This is a genomic window from Nonomuraea sp. NPDC049028 (assembly GCF_043197735.1).
Taxonomy (GTDB): Bacteria; Actinomycetota; Actinomycetes; order Streptosporangiales; family Streptosporangiaceae; genus Nonomuraea.
On the sequence record NZ_JBICTR010000016.1, the window covers coordinates 232018 to 255818 of the forward strand.

The window sequence follows — 23801 nt, forward strand, 5'->3', positions numbered from 1 at the left end:
ACCTCTCAGGTTCTCTCGGCGGTTCCGTGTACGGCGGCACGCAGGGCGGGCACCGCGAGCGGCGCCAGGGACGCGGCGACGGCGACCGACTCCTCGTCGTAACTGCCCTCGGCGTCCAGGATGTTCAGCACGCCGAGCACCTCGCCCGCGTCCATCACGGGCACGTTGACGATGGCCCCGCAGCCCAGGCTCTCGATCAGCTCGTGGTCGGCGAACACCTCCCGCACGGCGGCCCGGTCCGGGCCGAAGTACGGCTCGCCCGCCTCGATGCAGCGGGTCAGCCAGCCCTTGGCCACCTCCACGGTCTTCTCCCCGCCCACGGGATAGCGCTCGGGGTCGCTGCTGTGGACGCGCCGCAGCGCCCGCCGTTCGGGAATCCAGGCCAGGACCGTGAACAGCCGTACCCCCAGTGACTCCCGGACCTTGTCCTCCACGTCTTTCAGGTCGGTCATTTCGCCATCTCCCCCGCTGTGTCGGCGGGATCGCCCCGCTCGGTCAGGTCTTCCAGCGACCGTCCGGCCGTGGCCAGGCCGAAGACGATCACGCAGATCACCCCGGCCACCAGCACGGCCGTGGTGAGGCCGAACACTCCGGCGAAGCCCAGGCTCGCGGCCGACAGGCCGATGATCGTGGGCGCGAGAATGCTGCCGACGCGGCCGAACGCGCTGGACAGGCCGGTGCCGGTGGCCCGGATCCAGGTCGGGAACACCTCGGGCGTGTAGGAGTAGACACCCGCGTACGTTCCGTTGAGGAAGAAGGACAGCACCGCGCCCGCGATCGTGATGGCGACCGGCGAGTCCATCTGGGACAGCCAGAACGCGCTGATCGCCGAGCCCGCGAGGTAGAGCGCGATGGTGTTCTTGCGGTCCAGCCGCTCCGAGAGCCAGGCGGCGGAGAAGTAGCCGGGGATCTGCGCCAGATAGATGATGATCGAGAACTCGAAGCTCTTGGTCACCGTGATACCGCGCCCCACGAGCAGGGTCGGGATCCAGGAGAAGAACCCGTAGTAGGAGAACGTGATCACGAACCAGATCAGCCAGATGACGGCGGTCCGCTTGGCCATGGCCGGGCTCCACAGGAACCGCAGCGCGCTGATCAGGTTCACCTTCGGCGTGGCCGTCGCGACCTGCGCGGTGGCGGCGGGCACGGGCGGGAGAGCCTGCCCGGTGGCCCGCTCGACGCGGCGTTCGATGTCCACGACCACCGCCTCGGCCTCCGCGTGGCGGCCCTGCTGGAGCAGGAAGCGCGGCGATTCGGGCAGCGAGCGCCGCCACCACAGCAGCATCACGATCGGCACCGCGGTGATCAACTGCGCGACGCGCCAGCCGTCGTCCATCGTGGGGACCACGAACCGCCCGATCAGCGCGGCCATGACGAAGCCGAAGGAGAAGAACCCGGCCAGCGCGCCGATGAACCAGCCGCGCCGCTTGGCCGGGACGAACTCCGACAGGAACGGCGCGATGATCGCGCTCTCGGCGCCGGCTCCCGCCCCGGCGAGGATCCTGGAGCCCAGGAACGCCTCGTAGTTGGGGGCGAAGGCGGCGACCACGGAGAAGACCGCGTAGAAGGCCAGCGCGTACATCATGACCTTCTTGCGGCCGATGCGGTCGCCGAGCAGGCCCGCGATGGCCGCCCCGAACAGGAACCCGAACGGGCTCGCGGACCCGATCAGCCCGAGCTGGCCGTCGTCGAGGCCCCATTCCGCGCGGGCGCTGGGCAGTAGGAAGGCGACCACGGCGGAGTCCATGCCGTCGAAGGTGTAGCCGAGTCCGCCTATGAGCAGAAGGAGATAGTGCGGACGGCTCAGTGGGAGCCGGTCCAGACGGGCCAACAAGGTCATGCCAACGCACCTTCCCAAGGTCACAGCCCTGTAGAACGATTGCCTGGCAACGTATAGTGCAAATCCCATAGATTGCAATGTTCTTTGCACAGTATCCATGTTGCGAACGCGTAGCATGGCTCCTCACCCCATGGGAGAGGATCAGGTGGCAGAGCAGGTCACGGACAACTTTCAGGACTGGCTGCGCGACCGGGTGCCCGAGCGCGGGCTGCGCCCCAAGGCGGCGGCGCTGCTGGAGGTGCTGCTCTCGCAGCCGCGCCGGGCCTCGTTCGGTGCGGCCGCCGAGCTGGCCCAGCTCGCGGGCGTGAACGTGGCGACCGTGACCCGCACCGCGCAGGCGCTCGGGTTCGCCGGATGGCCCGCGCTCCAGCAGGAGCTGCGCGCCCGCTACCTGTCCTCACTCAGCGCGCCCCAGGTGGCGGCCGAGCACAGCGGCGCCGGCTCGCCCAGCTCCCGCTCGCTCCGGCGCGACCTGGACAGCCTCGCGCTGCTCAACAGGCGTCTGGACGAGGGCGTGCTGCGTACCATCGCCGAGGCCGTCGCCGCCGCGGGCCGCACGGTGATCGTCGCGGACGGCAGCTACGCGGCGGTCGGCATGGCGCTCGCGCACAACGCCCGGCTGGCCGGCTACCCGGTCGCGGCCGTGACGAGCGGGGACGCCGAGCTGGCCAACTCCGTCGCGGCGATCGGCCCGGGTGACGTGCTGATCGCCATCAGCTTCTGGCGGCTGTACGAGAGCACCGTGCTGGCCGCCAACGAGGCGCGTGCCCGTGGCGTCCGCGTCTTCGCCTTGACGGACGCGGCCAGCCCCGCCCTGGCCAACGCCGCCGAGGAGGTGGTGATGGTCCCGGCCGAGGGGGTGGCGTTCTTCCCGTCGCTGACCGCGGGTATGGCCGTCGCGCAGGCGCTGGTCACGCAGCTGGCCACCGTGGACCCGGCCCGGACGGCCGCCTCGATCGAGACGGCCGAGGGCATGTGGTCGAAGTTCGGCCTCCTGCACCGACGCCCCACACCACCCGCCCCCGTCGACCAGCACGACGACGAACCCGGCGCGGGCCCGTAGCGGGCCTGAGCCGGTCCGTAGCGCGGCCGGCCCCGTACTACGAGGCCGCCACCGACTTGCGCGGCAGCAGGACGAAGGCGCCCAGGTAGAGGACGGCGGCCACGATGAGCAGGCCCTTGTAGCCGATCACCAGCGCCAGGTATTCCAGGCAGCCGCCCACCATGGCCCCCAGGAGGTTCGCGCCGAAGGACGTCGTGGCGTCCGCCGAGTCGGAGAAGCGTTTGGCGAAGACCACGTTCGCCGCGAAGATCGGCAGGAACGCCACCGTCACCGCCGCGACCGCCCGCAGGGGCAGTGGCAGCGACAGCAGCCACGTGTTCGGCACCAGCCAGGCCAGCAGCAGGCCGCCGAACAGCACCCCGTACATGACCGGCAGTGGCGGCGTGCGGAAGCGGCGGGTGATCTCGACGGCGGCGAGCACGGCGACGAGCACCCCGGCGAACACGATCGCGTTGACCACCCACGTCGTGCCGAACAGCAGCGCGAAGCCCGTCACGCTCTTGGTCTCCAGCAGCAGGAACGCCACCCCGAGCAGGAACAGGTCGGCGTAGGGGCGCATCCGCCGGTAGGGCCCGGCGACGACGCGGACGGCGATCAGGCTGACCGCGAGGATCAGGCCGAGCGTGATGAGGTAGAGGGACGGGATGTCGCCGTCCTTCAGGTAGAGGAACGGCCGGTCGTCACCGGTCGGCGGCGGGGTGCCCGCGGCGGCGCCCGCCCACTCCCCCGCGCACCGCTGCGCCGACGCCGTCGCGCCCGCCGTGATCACGGCCTGCTGGCCCGCCGTGCTGACCACGTCGACGCACGGCTTGTGGCCGAAGGCGTTCTGCACGGTCGAGGCGAGCCGGTCGACGAGCCAGCTCTCGCGGTAGTAGTTGTACATCGAGAAGGTCCCGGTGGGCTTGAGGTGCGCCCGGGCGGCCCGCATGGCCTCCTCGGTGAACAGGTAGCTCTCCAGCCGCAGCGAGCTGGCCCCCGACACGAGCGTGAGCGAGTCGGGCAGGGCGAACAGGATCAGGTCGTACTTGTCGCCGGTCCGTTCCAGGAAGGCGCGGCCGTCGGTGACGTGGGTGGTCACCCGGGGATCGTCGTAGGGCTTGTCGGGGTGCAGGGAACCGCCGAGTTCGCGGAGTTTGGGGTCGATCTCGACGGCGTCGACGTGGGTGGCGCCCTTGGACAGGGCGATCGCCACGTCCGTGCCGCTGCCCGCGCCGACGATGAGCACGTTCTTGGGCGGAGTGCCGGCCCGCTCGTACGGCAGGCCGTACTGGCGCTCCCACTGCAGCCGGGCGGCGGCGGGCACGGCCTGCTGGTGCGGGATGCCGTTCACGGAGATGTCGGTGACGGGCACGCCGAGCTGCTGGAACTGCTTGTAGGTGACCTTGTAGTACGGCGACCAGAACGCCCCGGCGGTCAGCGTCTCGGCCAGCAGCAGCCCCACGACCGCCAGCGACGGCACGGTGACGAGCCCGAGATAGATGATCCGCGGCCGGGGCACCAGCAGCACACCGTAGGCGGCGGCCGCGATCAGCCCCCAGAACACCGGCGGCGCGCTCAGGAACGACAGCGCGGTGAAGACCGCGATCCCCGAGAGGCTGCCGATCAGGTCGTAGCGGTAGGCCTCCAGCCGGGGCAGCTCGGGGAAGCAGCGCCCGACCAGCTCGGCCGGGCCCATCAGCACGAGCGCCGCCGCGCAGAAGATCACCGGCAGGATCAGCCACGCGGGCGGTCCCGTGGTCTGCAGGCTGGTCCAGTAGAGGACGCCCTCGGTGTTGCGGTCGACGGTCACCGGAAAGGTCAGCACGACGAAGACCAGGCCGAACAGGATGACCGGCGAATAGTACGGCTGCCGCCGCGCCCGCCCCACGCGCAGGAACCCCAGCCCGATGCCGAGGAACGACCCGAGAAGCACGAAATTGGTGAAATAGCTGAGATGCACGATGTTCGATCCGGTCCACCGGATCAGCGCCAGCTCCAGGAAGAGCATGAACGCACTGGCGAGAATGAGCCTCGGCCGCACCGCCAGCCAGTGATCGCCGTCCTCGCCCGCTACCGTCTTTTGTGCCTGGAGCGTCATGCCGCCTCACGCTAGTGAACGGACCGGGAACAAGGAAGCCTGACAGCGGGAATGAATATCGTCCCCTTGGCGGCTTTTACGGCATTTCAGCAGGTCAAAGCCTATGAGATGCGCTGGACACGCCCGGACAGATGAAGGAATCTTGGGAGGTTCATTTCCCTCCGAACATTCCGGTGGTGCCCCATGCGCGTTCTGATCCAGCTGCGCCCCTCCCCCGATCTGGTCGCGGCAGTCGCCGATCCCGGCCAGACCGCCACCACGGCCGACGTCGCGGACGGCCTGCCCGGAGTCGAGCTCGACCACGCCTTCACGCCCGTGCCCCTCCCCCGGCCCGTCCCGCCGCCCGGCGGCGACCCGCTGTCACTCAACCAGCCGCTGGACTTCTCCCTGGCGGCCGAGGACGCCTCGGTGCTGGTTCGCGGCACGATCTCCGACGACGAGCTCCTGACCCGCGTGACCCTCCTGCCCACCCTCCGGCCCGACGTCGTCGGCGTCTACGCCGATCCGGTCGTCGAGTCCTCGCTCACCTGCGGCGGCGACGCGCCGTTCGGCGACTGGCACGACGTCGAACGGCTGCTCAACGTCCCCGGGCTGCACGCCGAGGGGCTGGACGGCTCCGGGGTGACCCTGGCCGTGCTCGACACCGGCATCAACGCCGCCCACGTCGCCAGGCAGCTCGGCCGGGGCGTCACGCTCGACGCCCAGCGGAGCTGGAACCCCACGGGCGTCGACGGCCGGGCAGGCGAGTTCGAGGTCGCCCATGGCACGATGTGCGCCTTCGACACGCTCATCGGCGCGCCGCAGGCGTCGCTGATCGACATCCCGGTGCTGCGCTCCACCCGTCCTGGCGGCTCGGCGCTCGACGGGCTGCTGTCGGACGCCGTGGCCGCGTTCGCGCACCTGCGCATGGTGCTCGAGGCGCAGCCCGAGGAGTCGAGGGCACTGGTGATCAGCAACTCGTGGGGGTCGTTCTCCCCCGAGTGGGATTTCCCCGTCGGCCATCCGGGCAACTACTCGGACAACGCGGCGCACCCGTTCAACCTGATGATCTCCAGCCTCGACAGCGCGGGCGCCGACGTGCTGTTCGCGGCCGGCAACTGCGGGCGCGAGTGCCGCGACGGCCGGTGCGCCTACCCGAACCGGCCGATCACCGGCGCGAACTCGCATCCCAGGGCCCTGTCGATCGGCGGCGTCGACGTGAGCGGCACCCGGGTCGGCTACTCCTCGCAGGGGCCGGGGCGGCTGACCGCCCGCAAGCCCGACATCTGCGCTTACACCCATTTCTCCGGGTCCAAGGCGTTCGGCGATGCCGAGCCCGACTCCGGCACCTCGGCCGCGACTCCGGTCGCCGCCGGGCTGGTCGCGGCGATCCGTACGCTCTGGCCCACCTCGCGGCTGCGGCCCGCGCAGTTGCGCGCGCTGCTCCGCCGAACAGGCGAGGACCGCAGCGAGGTAGGCTTCGACTACGACTACGGCTACGGGATCGTCGACACCACCGGGATCATCGCCGCGCTCCAGCGCCGGGCCAGAAGCATGTCCTGACGGAGTGCCGTGGTGGCGGTGACCGCCTCAGGCGTTCTCCTGGTTGAACACCCGCGTCCCGACCGTGACGCTGACCAGGGCGAAGGCCACGGTCACCGCCACCCCGACGCCGACCGTGCCGGTGGCGTAATGTCCGGCGAACAGATCACGCAGCGCCTCCAGGACATACCGGAACGGGCTGATGTGCGAGAGCGCGTCCAGCCAGCCGGGCGCCATCGACATGGGCAGGAACGCGCCCGACAGCAGGACCAGCGGCAGCACCGCGGTGCTCATCACCGGCGCGAAGAGCTGGTCATCGAGCGTCAGCGCGACCGCGTACGACAGCGCGGCCAGGCTGAGCCCGAGCACGACCACCAGCACGAGCCCGGCCGCCACCCCCGTGGCCGGGGCGCGCAGGCCGAACGCGTAGCCGACCGCGACCAGCAGCACGGCCTGGATGATGAGCGTGACCGCGTTGTTGAGCACCCGGCCGAGCAGCAGGGCCAGGCGGCTGGCCGGGGTGACGCGCATGCGCTCCAGCACGCCCGAGCGTTTCTCGAAGACCACGCCGAACCCGGCCATGCCAGTGCTCATCAGGCCGAGCTGGATGATCAGGCCCGGCACCAGCGTCTCCCAGGTGCCGATCGTGGCGAAGATGGGCCCGAACAGCACGAGGAAGACCAGCGGCTGGATGACGCCGAAGATGATGGCGATCTTCTGCCGCAGCGTGCTTCGCAGGTTGTGACGGAACAGCAGATAGGTCTCGCGCAGCATCAGACGCCCGCCTCCTCGCGCAGGGACCTGCCGGTGATGTCCAGGAACACGTCGTCGAGCGTGCGCCCACCGGTCTTGAGCTCGGCCGGGGCGCCCTCGGCCACGATGCGGCCGTGGTCGATGATCAGCAGCCGGTCGCACAGGGCGTCGGCCTCGTCGAGGTAGTGCGTGGTCAGGAAGACCGTCACGCCCTGCTCGGCGCGCAGCGCCCGGATGTGCTCCCACAGGTTGGCCCGGCTCTGCGGGTCGAGCCCGGTCGTCGGCTCGTCCAGGAACAGCAGCACGGGCCGGTGCAGCAGGGCGAACGCGATGTCGAAGCGGCGCCGCTGGCCGCCGGACAGGGCGCCTCCGGGTCTGGACTCCAGGCCGGTCAGGTCGAGCCGGGCCAGCACCTCGCGTACCCGCGGCCCGGCTTCGTCGCGGGAGAGGCCGTACAGCATGGCCTGGAGTTCGAGCTCCTCCCCGAGCGGGGCGGCCGGGTTGATCCCTCCGCCCTGCGACACGTAGCCGATGCGGCGGCGCACCTCGCGGGCGTCGCCCAGCAGGTCGTGGCCCGCCACCGTGGCGGTGCCCGACGTGGGCTGGAGCAGCGTGGTCAGCATGCGCATGGTCGTGGTCTTTCCGGCGCCGTTGGGGCCGAGGAAGCCGACGATCTCGCCGGGCTCCACCGATATGTCCACACCCTTGACGGCTTCGACGCCGCCTTTGAAGGTCTTGCGCAGACCCACAGTCTTGATCATTTTCATCGCCTCCAAAAATAGAGTAGCCACAATTTTGGTGCGACTGCAATATTGGTAGCATGGAGGCATGGACGAGGGGCTGCGCGAGCGGAAGAAGCGGGAGACCAGGCAGCGCATCGCCGACATGGCGATGGGGCTGTTCATGATCCACGGATTCGACAACGTTACCGTCGCGCAGGTGGCGCGGGCCGCCGACGTGTCGGTCAACACGGTGTTCAACTACTTCGGCACCAAAGAGGACCTGTTCGCCGACCGGCAGGACGAGGTGGTGGACCTGTCGAGCAAGGTGGTGCGCGAGCGGCGGCCCGGCGAGAGCATCGTGGCCGCCTTCCGGCGCGACTACTTCGACGCGCTCGACACCCGCGAGTGGCGATACGGGATGGGCGAGGGCGCCGAGGTGTTCGGCCGGATGGTCGAGGAGAGCGCGGCGCTGATCGCCAAAATGCGCGAGGTGGAGCACATCTCCACCACCAACCTGGCGGCCATCATCGCCGAGGAGACCGGCGCCGGGCCCGACGACCTCACTCCGCAGCTCGTGGCGGACCAGATCCTGAGCACGACGCGACTGCTGACACGGCACGCGCTACGGCGCAAGATGGCGGGCGAGCAGTGGCAGGAGATCTGGGCGGACGTGCGCACGCAGGCGGCGAGGGCGTTCGACCTGCTGGAGTCGGGGATCGGCGGCTATGGCCGCCGATCGCTAGTCGTCGAGGCCGCCGAGGATGGCGGCGCCACCGAAGACCACCAACATGATCGCGTAGAGGCCGATCACCGCTAGCATCAGGCAGGTGCTGACGATGCCGCAGACGCGGCCGGCCGACACCATGCCCCGGTTCTCATAGATGTAGCCGCTCTGGTCGATCTCCCGGAGCGCCTTGGTGCCCATCGACCAGGCGAAGGGGCCGATGAACGTACAGACGACCAGGCTCAGGATGCCCAGAACCAGGATCGTGGTGCCGTTGGGGTGCGTCTGAGGCGGTGGCCCGTAGTAGGAGGGGCCGTAGTTGGGATAGGACATCTGCACTCGCCCCCGTTGTCGATTAGGCGGTTTTTTATACCACAGGCGCTCCGCCGTCCGCAGTTGACCAAACGCTTGCTACACTCGCCGCATGCTCCGGGTTCTGAGGCTCTTCCTCCATCGGCTGGCGGCGGCCAAGTGGTTCATGAGGGCCGGTCCCAAGTTCATGCCGCAGCTCGACCGGACCGTGCACCGGCTGACCCGGGGACGGCTGCTCAGCAACAATCCGGTCATCCCGACGCTGATCCTGGTCACCACGGGCGCCAAGTCCGGTCTGCCGCGCAGCTCGCCGCTCGCCTGCCTGCCCGAACCAGAGGGCACCCTCCTCGTGGTGGGCAGCAACTTCGGCCAGGACCACCACCCGGCGTGGAGCGGCAACCTGCTGAAGACACCCAGGGCCACGGCCAGCTTCCGGGGGAAGGACTTCCCCGTCACCGCCACGCTGCTGACCGGCGCCGACCGCGAGGCGGCGTGGCCGTGGCTGATCGAGCGGTGGCCGCTGTTCGACCGCTACACCGAGGTGTCCGGGCGGGAGCTGCGGGTCTTCCGCCTGACACCGACACAGTGATCTCCTGCGTCATCATGGTGGGGCAACTTTTCCCTCTCTAGGAGCCCCTTCCCGTGCGTGAACGCACCCGAGCCTTCGTCGAGCACCAGCGTTTCCAGCGGTTCATCGTCGGCGTCATCCTGCTCAACGCGGCCACCCTCGGCCTCGAAACCGTGCCCGCCGTGGTCGAGAACTACGGTCACCTGCTGACCGTGGTCGATCATGCGGCGCTCTACATCTTCGTGGCCGAGCTGCTCGCGAAGATCTACGTCGAACGCTCGCGCTTCCCGCGTGATCCGTGGAACATCTTCGACACCGTGATCGTGGCGATCGCCCTGGCCCCTTTCGCGAGCGGCCTGTCGGTGCTGCGCTCCCTGCGCATCCTGCGGGCGCTGCGCCTGCTGTCGGTGGTGCCCAGCCTGCGCCGGGTCGTCTCGGCCCTGCTGCGCGCCATGCCCGGCATGAGCTCGATCGTGCTGCTGCTCTCCCTGGTCCTGTACGTGGCCGCCGTCATGGCCACCAAGTTGTACGGCGACACGGCGCCGAACCGCTTCGGCAGCCTGCCCACCTCGCTGTTCACCCTCTACCAGACGATGACGGGCGACGACTGGGGCAACATCGCCAGGGAGGTGATGAACACCCACCCCACGGCCTGGATCTTCTTCACGATCTTCATCCTGGTCTGCACGTTCGTCGTGCTCAACCTGTTCATGGCCGTCGTGGTGAGCGCCATGGAGGAGGAGTCGGCCGCCGAGCGCGCGGAGCAGGACGTCGACACCGCGGCCTCGCTCCAGCTGATTCTGGCCGAGCTGACGGCGCTCCGCAAAGAGGTCACCGAGCTGCGCGAAGAGCGGAACATGCTCGAACAGGCGGGGGCCGCGGCGGCCGCTCGATCAAACGGAAACGGGGGCGGAGGTGGCGGCGGCGGCCGCTCGGTCAAGCGGGGACGGCGGTAGGCGCGGCGGGCTTGTAGACCACCCGCCAGAGGGCGACCGCCAACAGCAGAGCCACCACGCTCCACGCCGGCACCAGGCCCGCGATCGCGGCGACCAGCAGCGGCACCACGATCGAGGGCACGGCCCAGCCCCAGATCCACCGGCGCCCGGCGCGGCTGGCCACACCGAGCACTGTGGAGGCGGCGAAGTAGACGGCGAGGCCACCGCACAGCACCCACGAGATCCCGCCGTGCAGATGCTCGGCGGGCGCGGACGCCACCACGCCGAGCCCCGCCGCGGTCGCGGTGATGCCCGCCGTCATCGCGTAGTGCGCGGGCAGCGCGATGTACGGCTTGAGCCCCCGCTCGTGGATCTCGGGCACGGCGCTCAGGCCGTACTGGAGGGTGAGCCACCACAGCGACACGATCAGCCCGAACCCGGCCACGGCGGCCAGGCCGAGCGGCCAGTCCCAGCTGAGCCCGGAGGAGGCGATCACGACCTGCATGACCGCCTCGCCCAGCACGATGATGACGAACAGCCCGAGCCGCTCGCCCAGGTGCGCGGGGTCGAGCACGGCGACCTTCGGCGCCTCCAGGTAGCGCGCCTCCAAGATCTTCCCGCCCCTGGCCGCCCGGCGCAGCTCGCGCGCCCTGAGCCGATCGGCCTGTGCCGTCATCTCCTTGACCAACCGCTCCGGCCGGCGGCTCTGCAGGATGGAGAAGGTGACGTCCAGCGCGATGCCGAGGCCCCACAGGTAGTAGCGCCACTCGCCCTCCACCCCGAGCGAGGCGAACCACGGTGTGAGGCCCGCGCCGAGCTGGGCCGCGGGCCAGGCGGTCATCACCGTGCTGGCCGCCTGGAGCGACCGGGAGGCGCTGACCCGGCAGGTGATGTAGGCGGCGATGAACCACTTGTCGTGCGTGCCCACGCCGGGGATGGCGTGGGCGACGTCGGGGGCCGCCGCCGCCATGACCGCGATGCCGAACATCCCGATCAGCATGCTGCGCAGGTGCGTCTTCTCGGCGCGGACGTTGGAATAGAGCGTCAGGGACGTCCAGATGCTCCACACCGCGTAGTAGAGGATGGCGAACAGCGCCACATCGCCCCAAGTCGGGTGCTGCAGGCGGTGCGCCAGCTGGGCGACCGCCACCACCACGACGAGGTCGAAGAATAATTCCAGCCAGCTGGCATGCCGCTCACCCATGCCACTCGCGGCGCCGTCACTCACGGCTTCCGCGCTACTCGCGGCTCCTGCATCACTCACGGCTAACGAGAATAGAACTCCACGACCAGCTGCTCGTCCACCGGGACGCTGATCTGCTCGCGCTCGGGCCTGTTGACCAGCGTGAACCGCAGGTCGGAATGATCGACGGACAGGTAGGCCGCGATCCGCTCGTCGGCGTACACGCCCTCGGCGGCGGCCACGAACGGCTGCATCCTGCGTGAGCGCTCCCGCACGGTGATGACTTGGCCGGGCTTGACCAGGTAGCTGGGGATGTCCACCTTGCGGCCGTCGACGGCGATGTGGCCGTGGTTGACGTACTGCCTGGCCGCGTAGATCGACGGGGCCAGGCCGGCCCGCAGCACCAGCGAGGCCAGGCGGGTCTCCAGCAGCGTGACCAGCTCGGCACCCGACGCGCTCGGCTTGCGCACGGCGAGGTCCCAGTAGCGGCGCAGCTGCCGCTCCGACACGTCGTAGTACCAGCGCAGCTTCTGCTTCTCCAGCAGCCGCAGCCCGTAGTCGCCGGAGTTGCGGCGGTTGGTCTTGCGGCCGTGCTCGCCCGGCGGGTAGGGGCGCTGCTCGAAGTAGCGGACGGCCTTCTTGGTCAGCGGGACGCCCGCGCGACGTGACAGTCGCACCTTCGGACCGGTGTAGCGCACGTTCACCTCATGTGGTTAGGTAGTCCTTACTTAGGCAAGGCTAACCTATAGCGAAGCGAGATCTCAAGGAGGCGCCATGCTCACGATCCCCGAGCGGATCCGCACTCTTGCCGCGTCGGCGAGCGTCGCCCGCCTGTCCGTCGACGGCGCCCCCGCGCCCGCCCGCGGCGGGGTCGACGAGCGGGGCCGCCCGGTGCTGCTGGTGCGGCCGGGCGAGGCGCTGCACGGCCTGCGCGACGACGCCGTCGTCGCGGTGAACCTGACCGCCATGCGCGTGCTCGGCCAGGTCTCGCATCCCCGTGGGCTGCTCGAGGTGCAGGGATGGGCACAGGCGGTGCCCGAGAGCGAGGCGCGCGGGGCCGCCGTCGCGGTCGCGGCGCACACGGCCGACGAGGCCCTGTTCGAGGCGCTGGAGAGGTACGGGCGGCCGGACGCGCCCCGGCTGCTGCGGCTCGATGTCGGCCAGGTGGTGTACCTGACCGGGCACGACTCCGGAGTGCTGGACGCCGACGACTACCTCGACGCCATCCCCGATCCACTGGCCACCACCGCCGAGCGCGTGCTGGCCCACATCAACGAATCGCACCGGGCCCAGCTCGCGGGTGGGGTGGCCAAGCACCTGGGCGGGGACGCCGGGGACGTGTGGCTGTGGGAGCTGGACCGCTACGGCGCGACGGTCCGGGCGGACGAGCAGCTCGTACGCTTCGCGTGGCCGGCCCCCGCGCACACCGCGCTCTGCCTGGAGACCGCGCTGCGCGGCCTGCTGTGCGCGTGCTGACTGCCCTGCCGACCGTGAGGGGTTCGCGGCGCTGAGCGTCAGGGGGACGTGCCGGGGAACTTGATCACGATTCGCCGGGAGTCGCCCGAGATGGGGTGCCGAGTTACTATCATCGGCGCCTGTGGATCACACAGAGCGGCGCAGGCGGATTCTGATGGTCGCCGGATTGATGACCGGTTGCCTGATGCTGGCCACCGCGGCGATCCTCGTCGGCGGCGTCTTCCCCGGGACACAGCTCACTATGGCCGGCCTGCCCGACCGTGGCCACCACCCGGGCCCGGCACGGCGCGAGCCGGGAGCGATCGAATCGAAGCTCGCCCGCTATCGCGTCCCGGTCACGCGTCCGGTCCAGTCCACGCCGCCCCCCGCGGACCCCGCGCCCACCCGCCGGGCCAGGAGGACCGCCCCGCCCACCCCTGCCGCCACCCGGGCGACCGGCAGCCCGCACCCCCAGGCCAGTCCCACCCGGAGCGCGTCACCGACCCCGCGGCCCAACGGCACGGCCATCGCCACGCTGCAGCCCGCGCTGCCCGAGGCGGCCATGGGCCACACGCAACCACCGAGGAGCATCCCCTCGGACCGGATCACGCCACCGCGCAAGACGAAGAAGCCCTGGCCGAGCCGGCATCCCCACCGGTGAGAGCCTGACCGAACCGCATCCCCAGCGGTGCGGGCCTGACCGCCGCCGACCGCCAGGAAGCGGCCTTGGGGCCGCTCGTCAGGAAGTGACCTTGAGGCGGGCGATCATGCTCTCGTCGACGGCGTCCGGCGAGAGCACGTGGTCGAGGACCATGACCGCGCACCCGCTGATGCCCGCCCCGGCGCCCAGCCTGCTGGGCTCGATGCGCAGCCGGCGGGTGGCCAGCGCGGTGCCGCGGCGGTAGACGACCTCGCGGATGCTCGACACCAGCGGCCCGAACGCCTCGGCCACGTCGCCACCGAGTACCACGACCGACGGGTTGAGGATGTTGACGGCGATGGCCAGGACCTCGCCGATCCGGCGGCCCGCCTCGCGGACGATCGCCATCGTCTCGGCGTCCCCGGCGCGCACCAGCGCGGTCACGTCGGCGATGGTCTTGACGTCCTTGCCCGCGGCCCGCAGGTCGCGCAGCAGCGCGGTGCCACTGGCGACCGAGTCGACGCAGTCGATGTTGCCGCAGCGGCACAGCACGCCGCCGCCGTCGCGTACGGGGATGTGGCCGATCTCGCCCGCCGCGCCGAGCGCGCCGCGCAGGATCTCGCCGCCCGCGATGACGCCCGCGCCGATCCGGGTGGACACCTTGACGAACATCAGGTCGTCCAGGTCGGGATAGGCGCCCCGGTGCTCGCCGATGGCCAGCAGGTTGACGTCGTTGTCGATGAGTACGGGCACCGGGAAGCGTTCGCGGACCACCGGCGGGATCACCACGCCCGTCCACGAGGCCATCACCCTGGCGCTCTCGGTGCGGCCCTGCGCGAACTCGACCGTGGCGGGCATGCCCATGCCCACGCCCCGCAGCATCGAGCGCGGCCGGTCGCCGAGGAGTTCGTCCCAGGTGTCCATGACGAGCGGCAGCACCACGTCGGGGCCCTGCTCGACGTCGATGGCGAAGTCGCGCCCCTCGAGCTCGCGGCCGGCCAGGTCGCAGACCGCCACCCGCGTACGGGTGGCGCCGAGGGCGGCCACCAGCACCACGCCGCCGACGGCGTTGAACTCCAGCCGGACCGGGGGCCGGCCGCCGGTGGACGGCGCGTCGGCCCGCTCCACGACCAGACCGCGGTCGAGCAGCTCGCCGACTCGCAGTTGCACCGCGGGGCGGGACAGACCGGTCACCCGGCCCAGATCCGCTCGCGTCACGGCCTCACCGGTGCGAATGAGGCGGAGCACCTCGCCACTCGTGGCGAGCGTCGCGGCGGTACGTCGAGGCATCCGCCAAGTGAATCACAGGAGGTTAGGTAATGAAAAGTCTCGACTTTTTTATCTCAAATAGCAAAACTCTGCTTGTGTAGTTACCCAACTCTGGCTAGTGTCCGTTCTGTCCCTGCTTGGTAGATCATCGGAGTTCCCAGCCGTGTCCCCCTCTCCCACCCCCGCCACCGCGCACGCCGCTGACCTTGTCGTCTTCGGCGGTACCGGCGACCTGTCCATGCGCAAGCTGCTCCCGGCGCTCTACCACAGCGACGTGGAGGGCCGGCTCTCGCCCGAGACGCGGATCATCGCCATGTCCCGGGGCGGGCTGACCGACGAGGACTTCCGCGGCAAGGTGGACGCCGAGGTACGGGACCAGGTCCCGGCCGACCTCGGCGCGTGGCAGCGCTTCCTGGGCCGCCTGCACCACGTGTCCGTCGACGTGGGCGGCACGAACCGGTCCGGCTGGCGCGCGCTGGCCGCCCTGCTGGGCGGGCACGAGCAGCGCGACCGGGTGTTCTACCTGGCCAGCCCGCCGATGACGTTCGGGCCGTTCTGCCGCGAGCTGGACCAGGCGGGCCTGGTGACGCCGCGCTCGCGGGTGGTGCTGGAGAAGCCGCTCGGCCGCGACCTGGCCAGCGCCCAGCGGATCAACGAGGAGGTCGGCGCCATCTTCGACGAGGCGCAGATCTTCCGCATCGACCACTACCTGGGCAAGGAGACCGTGCAGAACCTGCTCGTGCTCCGCTTCGCCAACGCCTTCCTGGAGCCGATCTGGAACTCCCTCTGGATCGACCACGTGCAGATCACCGCCGCCGAGACCGTGGGCACGCCCGGCCGGCGCGGCTACTACGACCAGGCCGGCGCGCTGCGCGACATGGTGCAGAACCACCTGCTCCAGCTGCTCTGCATGACCGCCATGGAGCCGCCGGCCCGCAACGACCGCGAGGCGATCCGCGACGAGAAGGTGAAGGTGCTCCAGGCGCTGCGGCCCATCACCGGCACCGAGGTCGACCGCTTCACCGTGCGCGGCCAGTACACCGAGGCCGACGGCATGCCCGGCTACCTGGACGAGCCCGCCTCCACCCCGCCCACCGAGGCCTCGCGCCGGGTGGAGACGTTCACCGCAATCCGCGCCGAGGTCAAGAACTGGCGGTGGGCCGGGGTGCCGTTCTACCTGCGTACCGGCAAGCGCCTGCCGCGCCGGGCGTCGGAGATCGTGGTGCAGTTCAAGGACGTGCCGCACTCCATCTACCCCGGCGGCTCGCCGAACCGGCTCGTCCTGCGGCTGCAGCCGGAAGAGGGCATCGAGCTGCACATCATGGCCAAGGAGCCGGGAGCGGGCGAGGTGGCGCTCAAGCCGGTGCCGCTGAGCCTCAGCTTCGGCAAGACGTTCACCGCGCGCGTACCGGAGGCGTACGAGCGGCTGCTCATGGACGTGCTGGCGGGCAACCCGACGCTGTTCATGCGCCGTGACGAGGTGGCCGCGGCCTGGCAGTGGATCGACCCGATCCTGGCCGCCTGGGAGTCGTCCGCCGAACTGCCCGAGCCCTACCCCGCCGGGTCCACCGGACCGGCGGGCGCCCACGAGCTGCTCGCCCGCAGCGGTCGCGAGTGGCACGAAGAGGACCAAGCGTGAACAAGCCGACTTGGGGTCGAGGACCCACTGAAGGAGGGTCTATGCACCCCGTCGTCCAGGAGATCACCGACAGGATCACCGAACGCAGCCGAGCCAGCCGCACCGTCTACCTGGAGCGGATCCGGCGCGAAGGTGAAGCCGCCCGCGCCAAGGGCCCGGCCCGCGCGCACCTCGGCTGCGCCAACCTGGCACATGGCTTCGCCGCCGCGCCGGCCGCCGACAAGCCCCTCCTGATGGGTACGGCCAAGCCCGGCGTGGCGATCGTGACCAGCTACAACGACATGCTCTCCGCGCACCAGCCGTACGAGACGTACCCGGCCGAGTTGAAGGCGGCGGTGCGCGCGGCCGGTGGCGTGGCGCAGGTGGCGGGCGGCGTGCCCGCGATGTGCGACGGCATCACCCAGGGCCGCGCCGGTATGGAGCTGTCGCTCTACAGCCGGGACGTGATCGCCATGTCGGCCGCGATCGCGCTGTCGCACGACATGTTCGACGCGTCGCTGCTGCTGGGCGTCTGCGACAAGATCGTGCCGGGCCTGCTGATCGGGGCGCTGCACTTCGGGCACCTGCCCGCGATCTTCGTGCCGGCCGGCCCGATGACCTCGGGGCTGCCGAACAAGGTCAAGGCCCGCACCCGGCAGCTGTTCGCCGAGGGCAAGGTGGGCCGGGACGAGCTGCTCGACGCCGAGGCCAAGTCGTACCACTCCCCCGGCACCTGCACCTTCTACGGCACCGCCAACTCCAACCAGGCGCTGATGGAGGTCATGGGCCTGCACCTGCCGGGCTCGACGTTCGTCAACCCGCACACCGAGCTGCGGCACGCGCTGACCGAGGCGGCCGGGCGCCGGGCGGTGGAGATCACCGCGCACGGCCCCGAGTACACCCCGGTCGGCGAGCTGGTCGACGAGAAGTCGATCGTGAACGCCTGCGTGGCGCTGCTGGCCACCGGCGGCTCCACCAACCATACGCTGCACCTGGTCGCCATGGCCGCCGCCGCGGGCATCGTCCTGACCTGGGACGACCTGGCCTGCCTGTCGGCCGTCGTGCCCTCGCTGACCAAGATCTACCCGAACGGCCAGGCGGACGTGAACCACTTCCGCGACGCCGGCGGCATGCAGGTGCTCATCGGCGACCTGCTGGACGAGGGCCTGCTGCACGCCGACGTGCTGACCGTGGCCGGGCGTGGGCTGGACCACTACCGGTCGGCTCCGACACTGTCCGACGGGAAGCTGACCTGGTCGGAGGTGACCGGCGGCAGCGCCGACCTCGACGTGCTGCGGCCGGTGGCCGCGCCGTTCTCCGCCGACGGCGGCATCCACATGGTCGAGGGCAACCTGGGCCGGGCCGTCAGCAAGGTGTCGGCGGTCAAGGCCGAGCACCTGGTGATCGAGGCGCCGGCCAAGGTGTTCGACGACCAGCTCGAACTGCTGCGCGCCTTCGAGGCGGGCGAGCTGGACGGGCAGGACTTCGTCGCGGTCATCCGCTACCAGGGGCCGAGCGCGAACGGCATGCCCGAGCTGCACAAGCTCACGCCGCCGCTGGCCGTACTGCTCGATCGGGGGCAGCGGGTGGCGATCGTGACCGACGGCCGCATGTCGGGCGCCTCCGGCAAGGTGCCCGCGGCCATCCACCTGTCGCCCGAGGCGGCGGACGGCGGGCCGATCGCGCTGGTCCGCGAGGGCGACGTGATCAGGCTCGACTCGGCGGCGGGGACGCTGGAGGTGCTGGTCCCGGCCGAGGAGCTGGCCCGGCGCACGCCCGGCGGACGGCCGCTGAGCGACGCGCAGTGGGTGGGGACCGGGCGCGAGCTGTTCGCGACGTTCCGCCGCATGGCGGGGCACGCGGAGCAGGGGGCGGGGATCTTCGGGATCAGCGGCGCCGAGTCGCCGGACCACGGCCCCGGACTGGGCTTCCCCGCCGAGGCGGGCGCCTCTCACCTGGAGTCGGGCGCCCCTCGCGGGCGGCACGCGAGCATCGCCAGGTGAACATCGTGCTCTTCAGTTCTCCGCGGCGCGTCGGCGAGCCGTCGTGAGCGCGTTCGATCTGCCGTGGCTGGTCGCCGACATCGGCGGCACCAACGCCCGGTTCGGGCTGGTCACCTCGCCGGGAGCGCGGCCGTCGCACGTCGCGGTCCTGGCGGGGGCCGACTACGCCACTCTCCCGGAAGCCGTAGCCGCCTACCTCGCGCAGCACGCGGGCGGAGTGCGGCCGGGAGCGGCGTGCCTGGCCGTGGCCGGACCCGTCGAGGGCGAGCGCTACGCGCTGACGAACTCGGCCTGGAGCGGCTCGGCGAGCGACCTCGGCCTGCCGTACACGATGATGCTGAACGACTTCGAGGCGCTGGCCGTCTCGCTGCCCCGTCTGGAGGCCAGCGACCTGGCGTCCCTGGGCGGCCCGGAACCCGCCCACGGCGTCAAGGCCGTGCTCGGGCCCGGCACCGGGCTCGGCGTCGCCGGGCTGGTGCCCACCGACGGCGGCTGGACGCCGGTCTCCGGCGAGGGCGGGCACGTCACGATACCGGTGCGCGACGACCGGGAGCGGGAGATCGTCCGCGTGCTCCGCGCCAGGGGCCTGGACCACGTGGTGGCCGAGCATGTGCTGTCGGGCCCCGGCCTGGTGGTGCTGCACCGGGCCCTCGCCGAGGTCAACGGCGTCGACGCGCCTCGCCTGTCGTCGGCGGACATCGTGGCGCGGCTGGACGACTCGCTGTGCGCGGAGACGGTCGAGGTGTTCTGCGGGATGCTGGGGAGTTTCGCCGGGAACGTGGCGCTGACCCTCGGCGCCCGGGGTGGCGTCTATCTCGGCGGCGGAGTGCTGCCCCGTATCGTGGAGCGCGTGCGTACCAGCGACTTCCGAGCCAGGTTCGCCGACAACCCGGACATGGCCGGCTACCTGTCGGCCATCGCGACCACGCTCATCGTCGCCCCGCAACCGGCGCTGACGGGCGCCGCCGCCTGGCTGGCGCAGCGCGCCGCAGGAGAGCGGCTGCCCTCGGGCGGCCGAGTAAATGAGCTGTACCCATTGAGGAGAGAACTTTCATGAGCCTGCTCGATCTCGCCCCCGTCATCCCGGTCGTGGTGATCGACGACGTGGAGACGGCCGTGCCGCTGACGCGGGCGCTCCTCGCGGGCGGCCTGCCGGTCATCGAGGTGACCCTGCGTACGGCGGGCGCGCTGGAGGCCATCGCCAGGATCGCCGCCGAGGTGCCGGAGGCCACGGTCGGTGCCGGAACAATCCGGACTTCTGATGATATTGCGGCGTCTTTGGCGGCTGGGGCGAAGTTCCTGGTCTCGCCCGGGACGACGCTGACCCTGGCCGACGCGCTGGACGCGAGCGGGCTGCCGTACCTGCCGGGCGCGGCGACCGCCTCCGAGGCGATGGCGCTGGCCGAGCGGGGGCTGAAGGAGCTGAAGTTCTTCCCCGCGGAGCCCGCGGGCGGCGTGGCGTACCTGAAGGCGCTGTCGGCGCCGCTGCCGGATGTGCGGTTCTGCCCCACGGGCGGCATCAGGCCGGCCACCGCGCCCGACTACCTCGCGCTGCCGAACGTCGGCTGCGTCGGCGGCACCTGGCTGACCCCGGCCGACGCCCTGGCCGCGGGCGACTGGGGCCGGGTGGAGAAGCTGGCCTCCGAGGCCGCCGCCCTCCGCTGAGGCACCCGCCCCCAACGCGTTCTATACGGCACCTATACGGCCGCTGAGCAGCCTGAGCCTGACTGGCTTTTCGCGTCGCAGCGGAGGTGGACGGTGTTCAAGAAGCCTTGGGGGCCACCGCTCTCCGTCGCCCCGCCACTGACGCCCGGTGCCTACTCGGAGAGCATAGTGATCACTCCTCGCTACACCTACGACCCCTTCAGCAGCCGCAGCTGATTTCCGGAAGGGAACCCGCGACTCCATCGCCCTGAACTTCTTCCTCGCCGTGCCCGCCGCCTTCGGCTGACAATCGGGCTTGACATCGGCGGGAGCCGTCATAAAGGCTTCCGTCGATGTTGGCGTTGCATGGGTTGACGGGAAAAGAACCATCGTGCACATTTAAGCGACTTTGATCTTCTTTGTGCACTTTAGCCTTGTCCGGGGGCGCGATGGAGTTCGCCGTTCTGGGGCCGCTTGACATCTCGGCCGATGCCCAGTCCTTACCACTCGGCGCCGGAAAACAGCGTGCCCTGCTCGCCGAACTCCTCTGCCGACCGGGGCGCCCCGTCTCCCCCGCCACGCTCATCCAGGCGCTCTGGGGCCAGAGCCAGCCCCGCACCGCGCCGGACAACCTCCGGCTCTACGTGCACCAGCTCCGCAGGACGCTGGGCCACGACCGGATCACCCGCACCGCCGCGGGCTACGTACTCACCCTCCATCCGGGCGAGCTCGACGCGGACAGGTTCGAGGAGCTGGCCGAACAGGGCAGGAGCGCCCTGTCCGCCGGCGAGCACGAACGGGCCGCCGAACTGCTCAAGCAGGCGCTGGACCTGTGGCGCGGTCCGGCGTACGCGGAGCTGAACCTGACCGTCGGGCTCAGCGACCACGCGCACCGCCTGGAGGAGGAGCGGCTCATCGCGCTGGAGAACCGGATCGAGGCGGACCTGGCCCGCGGGATGCACGCCGCGCTCGTCGCCGAGCTGACCGGGCTGGTCGGCGAGCATCCCCTGCGGGAACGGCCGCGCTGGCAGCTCATGCTCGCCCTGGCCAGGTCGGGCCGCCAGGCGGAGGCGCTGGCCACCTACCGCGACGCCCGCCGGGTCTTCGCCGCCGAGCTCGGCCTCGATCCCGGCGCCGAGCTCCGGCGCCTGCACCAGGCCATCCTCACGGGCACCCTGCCCGTCGAGTCCGCGACCGTACCGCCGGACGACCCCTCCCTTCGCTCCCCCGCCCAGTTGCCGGCCGACATCTCCGACTTCACCGGACGGAGCGAGCAGCTCGCCGAACTGACGGACCTCCTCGGCGACGGCCCACCCCCGGGACCGGGGCCCATGCGCGTGTACGTCATCGCGGGGATGGGCGGGGTCGGCAAGACGACGCTGGCCGTACACGCGGCCCATCTGATCGCCCAGCACTACCCCGACGGGCAGCTGCACACCAACCTGCACGGCGCCGAGTCCTCCCCCGCCGATCCCGCGCAGGTGCTCGCGGCCTTCCTCACCGCGCTCGGCGTGCCGCGGCCCACCCTGCCGGAAACCCTTGAGGAGCGGGCCGCCGTCTTCAGAAGCCGGCTGGCGGAGCGCCGGATGCTCATCGTGCTCGACAACGCCGCCTCGGAGCAGCAGGTTCGCCCGCTGTTCCCCGGTACGTCCGGCTGCGCCGTCATCATCACCAGCAGGACCCGGCTGACCGGCCTGTCCGGCGCGGCGGTGGTCGAGCTCTCGGTGCTCCACCCCGAGCAGGGCGTGCAACTGCTCTCCCGGATCGTCGGGGCCGACCGGGTGGCCGCCGAGCCGGAGGCGGCGGCCGAGCTCGTCCGGCTGTCGGACGGCATACCCCTGGCCGTCCGGGTGGCGGGCGCCCGCCTCGTAGCCCGGCCGCACTGGCCGCTGACCCGCCTGGCCGGGCAGCTCACCGACGAGCGGCGGCGGCTGGACCAGTTCACCACCGGCGACCTGGCCGTCCGGGCCAGCCTGGCGCTCAGCTATGTGGGGCTGGATCCCGACGCGCGCCGGGCGTTCCGGCTGCTCGGCTCGCTGGACGTGCCCGACTTCGCGGGCTGGGTGGCCGGGGCGCTGCTCGACCTTCCCGTGGCGGCCGGCGAGGAGCTGGTCGAGACGCTGGTGGACACGCAGCTGGTGCTGTTCAGCGGGATGGACGCGGCGGGCCAGCCGCGCTACCGCTTCCACGACCTCGTCCGCCTCTACGCCCGCGAGCGCGGTGAGCTCGAGGACGAGCCGGAGGCCGTGGCCGCGGCCCTGAGCAGGGCCTTCGGCGCCTGGCTCGCGCTGGCCGAACGCGCCACCGAGCGCGTGCCGGGCACCTCCTCGGCCATCATCCACGGCACCGCCCCGCGCTGGAACTCCCCCGACGGCGCCCCCTGGGACGGTCCAGCCGTACAGGATCCGATGGCCTGGTTCGACACCGAGCGGACGGCGCTGATCGCGGCGATCCGCCAGGCGTGCTCGCTGGGCCTGGCCGAGGTCGCCTGGGACACCGCCTGCTGCGTGGAGCGCTACTTCGACGTGTGCGGGCAGTTCGACGACTGGCGCGGGCTGCACGAGCGCGTCCTGGAGGTCTGCCTCGCGACAGGCAACCGGCTCGGGGAGGCGGTGATCCGGCGCGGGCTCATGCACGCCACCACGTGGATGGAGACGGGCGGCGAGGCCATGGCCGCGCAGTACGAGGGGGCCGAGCGGCTGATCACCCTGTTCTCCGAACTGGGTGAGGAGCGCGGGCTGTCCGACGCGTACGTGCTGCGGGCCTGGGGCGAGGCGGCCAGAGGCGACATGGCGGAGGGCCTGCGGTCCGGGCAGATCGCCTTGAGCCTGGCCGAGAGCAGCGGCCACCAGAGCGGGCAGGCCAGGGCGCTGGTGTGCATGGCGGTGGCGTACGGGACGCGCGACATCAAGATGGCCATCGTGCACCTGCTGCGGGGCCTGGAGCTGGCCGAGAAGCTCGGCAATCCGCGCTTCGAGGCGACGACACTGCAGTTCCTGGGCCTGGCGCACGCCCATGCGCAGGAGTTCGACGCCGGGCTGGAGTACCTGGTCAGGGCCCTGGCCATCTACCGCCAGATCCGCGATCCGCTGCTGGAGGCGATGGGCCTGGTCGCCCTGGCCCGGCTGTACGCCGGGCACCACGATCCAAGGGCGCGGCCCGCGGCCGAGGCGGCCGAGATGCTGAGCCGCTCACACCGTCTGGCCCACCACCAGGCCGACGCGCTCTGGGTGCTCGGCGGCGTGGACCTGGCGGAGGGCAGGATCGACGAGGCGGTCGCCCATCTGGAGGAGTCGGTCAGGCTCTGGCGTACTCGGGGGTGGCAGGAGTTCCTGGCGGGCGCGCTGGCCGACCTCGCGGAGGCCTACACCGCCGCCGGCGACCTCACGGCGGCCGCCGCCGCCCATAGTGAGGCGACCGCGCTCACGGGATCTACCTAGGCCGGATGAGTATCACGGCGGATGGTGGGAAGGT

At 71.1% G+C, this 23801-nt stretch carries 21 protein-coding genes; 12 read left to right on the forward strand and 9 right to left on the reverse strand.

Features of this window, described 5'->3' with window-relative positions; all coding sequences use genetic code 11:
- Positions 1 to 5 precede the first annotated feature (5 nt).
- Both ACGFJ2_RS50480 and ACGFJ2_RS50485 read right to left on the reverse strand, forming a co-directional pair.
- Complete coding sequence (locus tag ACGFJ2_RS50480; protein ID WP_393480930.1) at positions 6 to 452, reverse strand: GAF domain-containing protein; 447 nt, start codon at positions 450 to 452, stop codon at positions 6 to 8.
- Positions 449 to 1840: an MFS transporter gene (locus tag ACGFJ2_RS50485; protein ID WP_357952654.1), complete on the reverse strand. Its 1392-nt coding sequence runs from the start codon at positions 1838 to 1840 to the stop codon at positions 449 to 451. Before ACGFJ2_RS50485 ends, ACGFJ2_RS50480 begins: the two co-directional genes overlap by 4 nt.
- Positions 1841 to 1970: 130 nt before the next feature.
- Here ACGFJ2_RS50485 and ACGFJ2_RS50490 point away from each other — a divergent pair, with 130 nt between their 5' ends.
- Positions 1971 to 2903 (forward strand): MurR/RpiR family transcriptional regulator, encoded by a 933-nt coding sequence (locus ACGFJ2_RS50490; RefSeq protein WP_393480933.1) that lies wholly within the window; start codon positions 1971 to 1973, stop codon positions 2901 to 2903.
- A 37-nt stretch (positions 2904 to 2940) separates the two neighbouring features.
- Here the strand turns inward: ACGFJ2_RS50490 and ACGFJ2_RS50495 are convergent, their stop codons facing one another.
- Positions 2941 to 4980: a spermidine synthase gene (locus tag ACGFJ2_RS50495; protein ID WP_393480936.1), complete on the reverse strand. Its 2040-nt coding sequence runs from the start codon at positions 4978 to 4980 to the stop codon at positions 2941 to 2943.
- A 183-nt stretch (positions 4981 to 5163) separates the two neighbouring features.
- On the opposite strand from ACGFJ2_RS50495, the gene ACGFJ2_RS50500 reads away from it, so the two are divergent.
- The gene (locus tag ACGFJ2_RS50500) at positions 5164 to 6522 is read left to right on the forward strand and encodes a S8 family serine peptidase (protein ID WP_393480939.1); all 1359 of its coding nucleotides are present in this window, start codon (positions 5164 to 5166) and stop codon (positions 6520 to 6522) included.
- Between the two features lie 27 nt (positions 6523 to 6549).
- Here the strand turns inward: ACGFJ2_RS50500 and ACGFJ2_RS50505 are convergent, their stop codons facing one another.
- Positions 6550 to 7275: an ABC transporter permease gene (locus ACGFJ2_RS50505; RefSeq protein WP_357952650.1), complete on the reverse strand. Its 726-nt coding sequence runs from the start codon at positions 7273 to 7275 to the stop codon at positions 6550 to 6552.
- A complete protein-coding gene (locus tag ACGFJ2_RS50510) occupies positions 7275 to 8015 on the reverse strand; it encodes an ATP-binding cassette domain-containing protein (RefSeq protein WP_357952649.1) in 741 nt (246 codons plus the stop codon). The genes ACGFJ2_RS50505 and ACGFJ2_RS50510 overlap by 1 nt, the downstream gene beginning before the upstream one ends.
- Before the next feature lie 67 nt (positions 8016 to 8082).
- Here ACGFJ2_RS50510 and ACGFJ2_RS50515 point away from each other — a divergent pair, with 67 nt between their 5' ends.
- Positions 8083 to 8793 carry a TetR/AcrR family transcriptional regulator gene (locus ACGFJ2_RS50515; RefSeq protein WP_357952648.1) on the forward strand — a complete coding sequence of 237 codons (711 nt, stop codon included), beginning with the start codon at positions 8083 to 8085 and terminating at the stop codon, positions 8791 to 8793.
- Here ACGFJ2_RS50515 and ACGFJ2_RS50520 read toward each other — a convergent pair.
- The gene (locus ACGFJ2_RS50520) at positions 8716 to 9033 is read right to left on the reverse strand and encodes a DUF4190 domain-containing protein (RefSeq protein ID WP_357952647.1); all 318 of its coding nucleotides are present in this window, start codon (positions 9031 to 9033) and stop codon (positions 8716 to 8718) included. The genes ACGFJ2_RS50515 and ACGFJ2_RS50520 overlap by 78 nt on opposite strands.
- A gap of 91 nt (positions 9034 to 9124) precedes the next feature.
- On the opposite strand from ACGFJ2_RS50520, the gene ACGFJ2_RS50525 reads away from it, so the two are divergent.
- Complete coding sequence (locus tag ACGFJ2_RS50525; RefSeq protein WP_357952646.1) at positions 9125 to 9601, forward strand: nitroreductase family deazaflavin-dependent oxidoreductase; 477 nt, start codon at positions 9125 to 9127, stop codon at positions 9599 to 9601.
- Positions 9602 to 9654: 53 nt separating this feature from the next.
- Entirely contained in the window at positions 9655 to 10536 is an 882-nt protein-coding gene (locus ACGFJ2_RS50530) for an ion transporter (RefSeq protein ID WP_393480944.1), read from the forward strand.
- On the opposite strand, the gene ACGFJ2_RS50535 is transcribed toward ACGFJ2_RS50530, so the two are convergent.
- Both ACGFJ2_RS50535 and rpsD read right to left on the reverse strand, forming a co-directional pair.
- A complete protein-coding gene (locus ACGFJ2_RS50535; RefSeq protein WP_393480947.1) occupies positions 10517 to 11779 on the reverse strand; it encodes a low temperature requirement protein A in 1263 nt (420 codons plus the stop codon). The genes ACGFJ2_RS50530 and ACGFJ2_RS50535 overlap by 20 nt on opposite strands.
- Before the next feature lie 2 nt (positions 11780 to 11781).
- Positions 11782 to 12396: a 30S ribosomal protein S4 gene (rpsD, locus tag ACGFJ2_RS50540; protein WP_357952868.1), complete on the reverse strand. Its 615-nt coding sequence runs from the start codon at positions 12394 to 12396 to the stop codon at positions 11782 to 11784.
- A gap of 76 nt (positions 12397 to 12472) precedes the next feature.
- On the opposite strand from rpsD, the gene ACGFJ2_RS50545 reads away from it, so the two are divergent.
- Together ACGFJ2_RS50545 and ACGFJ2_RS50550 are read left to right on the forward strand one after the other, a co-directional pair.
- A complete protein-coding gene (locus ACGFJ2_RS50545; protein WP_393480950.1) occupies positions 12473 to 13174 on the forward strand; it encodes a DUF2470 domain-containing protein in 702 nt (233 codons plus the stop codon).
- A 121-nt stretch (positions 13175 to 13295) separates the two neighbouring features.
- A complete protein-coding gene (locus ACGFJ2_RS50550; RefSeq protein WP_393480953.1) occupies positions 13296 to 13814 on the forward strand; it encodes a hypothetical protein in 519 nt (172 codons plus the stop codon).
- Positions 13815 to 13892: 78 nt separating this feature from the next.
- On the opposite strand, the gene ACGFJ2_RS50555 is transcribed toward ACGFJ2_RS50550, so the two are convergent.
- Positions 13893 to 15083 carry an ROK family transcriptional regulator gene (locus ACGFJ2_RS50555; RefSeq protein ID WP_357952641.1) on the reverse strand — a complete coding sequence of 397 codons (1191 nt, stop codon included), beginning with the start codon at positions 15081 to 15083 and terminating at the stop codon, positions 13893 to 13895.
- Between the two features lie 142 nt (positions 15084 to 15225).
- Between ACGFJ2_RS50555 and zwf the strand changes: the two genes are divergently transcribed.
- From zwf to ACGFJ2_RS50580, 5 genes are all read left to right on the forward strand, one after another.
- The gene (zwf, locus tag ACGFJ2_RS50560) at positions 15226 to 16701 is read left to right on the forward strand and encodes a glucose-6-phosphate dehydrogenase (RefSeq protein WP_357952640.1); all 1476 of its coding nucleotides are present in this window, start codon (positions 15226 to 15228) and stop codon (positions 16699 to 16701) included.
- 41 nt (positions 16702 to 16742) lie between these two features.
- Positions 16743 to 18683 carry a phosphogluconate dehydratase gene (edd, locus tag ACGFJ2_RS50565; RefSeq protein ID WP_357952639.1) on the forward strand — a complete coding sequence of 647 codons (1941 nt, stop codon included), beginning with the start codon at positions 16743 to 16745 and terminating at the stop codon, positions 18681 to 18683.
- Between the two features lie 43 nt (positions 18684 to 18726).
- Positions 18727 to 19740, forward strand: coding sequence for a glucokinase (gene glk, locus ACGFJ2_RS50570; protein WP_393480956.1), 1014 nt, complete (start codon positions 18727 to 18729; stop codon positions 19738 to 19740).
- On the forward strand, positions 19737 to 20348 hold the full coding sequence (gene eda, locus ACGFJ2_RS50575) for a bifunctional 4-hydroxy-2-oxoglutarate aldolase/2-dehydro-3-deoxy-phosphogluconate aldolase (RefSeq protein ID WP_393480959.1): 612 nt from the start codon (positions 19737 to 19739) through the stop codon (positions 20346 to 20348). Before glk ends, eda begins: the two co-directional genes overlap by 4 nt.
- Before the next feature lie 428 nt (positions 20349 to 20776).
- Positions 20777 to 23767, forward strand: coding sequence for a BTAD domain-containing putative transcriptional regulator (locus tag ACGFJ2_RS50580; protein WP_393480962.1), 2991 nt, complete (start codon positions 20777 to 20779; stop codon positions 23765 to 23767).
- Positions 23768 to 23801: the final 34 nt, after the last annotated feature.